The sequence below is a fragment of the Sphingomonas bacterium genome, from assembly GCF_903644135.1.
GTDB lineage: Bacteria > Pseudomonadota > Alphaproteobacteria > Sphingomonadales > Sphingomonadaceae > Sphingomonas.
The window spans coordinates 1-2,844 of sequence record NZ_CAHJXA010000345.1 but is presented as its reverse complement, the minus strand read 5'-3'; the positions used below and the strand labels follow the sequence as shown (position 1 = coordinate 2,844).

At 70.8% G+C, this 2,844-nt stretch carries 3 protein-coding genes; 2 read left to right on the top strand and 1 reads right to left on the bottom strand.

Annotation, left to right across the window (positions count from 1 at the left end):
- The coding region (xseA, locus tag HUU96_RS14210; RefSeq protein WP_174293397.1) for an exodeoxyribonuclease VII large subunit at window positions 1–926 on the bottom strand (926 nt) is incomplete at its 3' end.
- Here xseA and purD point away from each other — a divergent pair.
- Complete coding sequence (gene purD / locus HUU96_RS14205) at window positions 925–2,196, top strand: phosphoribosylamine--glycine ligase (RefSeq protein ID WP_174293396.1); 1,272 nt, start codon at window positions 925–927, stop codon at window positions 2,194–2,196. The two genes, xseA and purD, sit on opposite strands and share 2 nt — an antisense overlap.
- Window positions 2,197–2,207: 11 nt before the next feature.
- The gene (locus tag HUU96_RS14200) at window positions 2,208–2,729 is read left to right on the top strand and encodes a hypothetical protein (RefSeq protein WP_174293395.1); all 522 of its coding nucleotides are present in this window, start codon (window positions 2,208–2,210) and stop codon (window positions 2,727–2,729) included.
- The last annotated feature ends 115 nt before the right edge of the window (window positions 2,730–2,844 follow it).

Genomic DNA, 2,844 nt, shown 5'->3' with positions numbered 1-2,844 from the left:
TCGACATGGCGGCGGGCGCAACGCTCCGTTCGCAAGCGATGGCCGTCGATTGCCAGACGAAGGTCGGCGAGCACCGGCACCGCCAGCTCCGCCGCCGCGGTGGGCGTCGGCGCGCGCAGGTCGGCGGCGTGGTCGCACAGCGTGGTGTCGGTCTCGTGGCCGACCGCGGAGATGATCGGGATCGAGCAGCCGGCGACGGCGCGCACCACGACCTCCTCGTTGAACGCCCAAAGATCCTCGATCGAGCCGCCACCGCGCGCGACGATGACTAAGTCGGGGCGCGGCACACTGCCGTTGGAAGGCAACGCATCGAAGCCGCGCACCGCCGCCGCCACCTCCTGCGCCGCGCCTTCGCCCTGTACCTTGACCGGCCAGACGACGACGTGCGTCGGGCAGCGGTCCTCCAGCCGGTGGAGGATGTCGCGGATCACCGCCCCGGTCGGCGAGGTGACGACGCCGATCACCCGCGGCAGGAACGGCAGCCGCCGCTTGCGCGCGGCGTCGAATAGCCCTTCGCCCGCCAGCTGTGCCTTTAGCTTCTCCAGCAGCGCCATCAGCGCGCCGGCCCCGGCCAGCTCCATCCGCTCGATGACGATCTGGTATTTGGAGCGGCCAGGATAGGTGGTCAGCCGGCCGGTGGCGATCACCTCCACCCCGTCCTGCGGCTGGAACGCCAGCGCGCTCGCCTGCCCCTTCCAGATCACGCCGTCGATCACCGCGGCATCGTCCTTGAGGCACAGATAGGCGTGCCCCGACGCGACGCGCTTGTAGCCGGAGATCTCGCCGCGCAGGCGGACATGGCCGAACTCGCCCTCCACCATCCGCTTGAGCCGGCCGGCCAGCTCGCCGACCGAGACCGCGAGCGCGTTGTCGCCGGGCACCTCCTCGGCTAAGAGCCGCGCGCCGGTATCGTAGGGGGCAACCATGAACGTCCTGCTGATCGGTGGCGGTGGCCGCGAACATGCGCTCGCGTGGAAGCTGGCGCAATCGCCGATGCTGGATATCCTCTACGCCGCGCCGGGCAATCCGGGGATCAGGCAGCACGCGGAGCTGGTCGCGCTGGACATCGCCGACCATGCCGCCGTCACTGGCTTTTGCCGGACGCACGCCGTCGGCCTGGTCGTGATCGGGCCGGAAGCCCCGCTGGTCGACGGCCTGGCGGACTCGCTGCGCGCCGCCGGGGTGGCGGTGTTCGGCCCATCCGCCGCCGCCGCGCAGCTGGAGGGATCGAAGGGCTTCACCAAGGACCTGTGCGCGCGCGCCGGCATCCCGACCGCCGCCTATGCGCGGGTCGCGAGCCGGGCGGAGGCCGATGCCGCGCTCGCCCGCTTCGGGGTGCCGGTGGTCGTCAAGGCCGATGGTCTCGCCGCAGGCAAGGGCGTGACCGTCGCCATGACCCGCCAAGAGGCCGAGAGCGCGGTCGCCGACCTGTTCGCGGACGCAGGCGCAACAGCCGTGATCGAGGAATATCTGGAGGGCGAGGAGGTCAGCCTGTTCGTCCTGACCGACGGCGAGGCGCTGATGCCATTCGGCAGCGCCCAGGATCACAAGCGGGTCGGCGACGGCGACACCGGCCCCAATACCGGCGGCATGGGCGCGTACAGCCCCGCACCGATCCTCACCCCGGCGCTGGAGGCGGAGACGATCGAGACGATCGTCGCCCCCACCGTGCGCGCCATGGCGGCGACCGGAACGCCGTTCAGCGGCGTGCTCTATGCGGGGCTGATGCTGACCGCTGCCGGGCCGAAGCTGATCGAATACAATGCCCGGTTCGGCGACCCGGAATGCCAGGTGCTGATGATGCGCTTCGCCGGCGATCTGGTGGCGACGCTGCTGGCGGTGGCGGAGCAGAGGCTCGGCGCGTTGCCGCCGGCGGAGTTCGCACCCGCGCCGGCCCTGACGGTGGTGATCGCGGCGGCGGGATATCCGGGAACGCCGCGGACCGGCGGCGGCATCGCCGGCATCGACGCCGCCGAGGCGAACGGCGGAACCGTCTTTCAAGCGGGCACGCGCGCCGGGCCGGACGGTCTGGAAGCAGCCGGCGGCCGCGTGCTTGCCGTCACGGCAAGCGGCGCGACGATCGGCGAGGCGCGGGAGGCCGCCTATGCGGCCGTCGCCGGCATCGCCTATCCCGACGGATTCTACCGCCATGACATCGGCTTACGGGCAGTGGCGCGGGAGCGCGAGGCACGATAGGATTGCGGGCCATGAACCAGACCAGCCCCATCCAGACCGGCGCTTCGCCAACCGCCACGACGCTGTCCAGCGGCAGCGATTTCACGTCGCTGCTGACCAACGTCCACCTGATCTGGATCGCGATCCTGGCGGCAGTGGTGATCGCCGGCATCGTCTATGGCGCGCGGCTGAAACGGCAGCGCCGCCGGGCCGAGCGACAGGTGGTAGACCATGCCAGACAGGCTGGCGTCGAGGCACCGTCAGCGAGCGAGGATGCGGTGTCGCCGCCGGTCGGAGTCATCGACAGCGAAGCGGCGAGCGGGTCGGTCACGCAGCTCAAGGGGCTCGGTCCCAAGGTCGCGAACCGTCTTGCCGAGCTGGGCATCACCAATGTCGGCCAGCTTGCCGCGCTCGATCACGATGCGGCGCTACGCCTCGACGCCGATCTCGGCACCTTCAGCGGCCGCATGGAGCGCGACCGCTGGGTCGAGCAGGCGCGGTTCCTGGCGGCAGGCGACGTGCAAGGCTTCGAAGCGGTGTTCGGCCGGCTGTAGCTACTAGTCTCTTCGGGCGGCCAGGTGATGGTCTGGCTGCCCGGGTGTTTCGTCAGAACGCGATTTTGGCGTGGATTTGGACGGCGCCGTCTTTCTGGCGTGGGGAGCGGTGGGT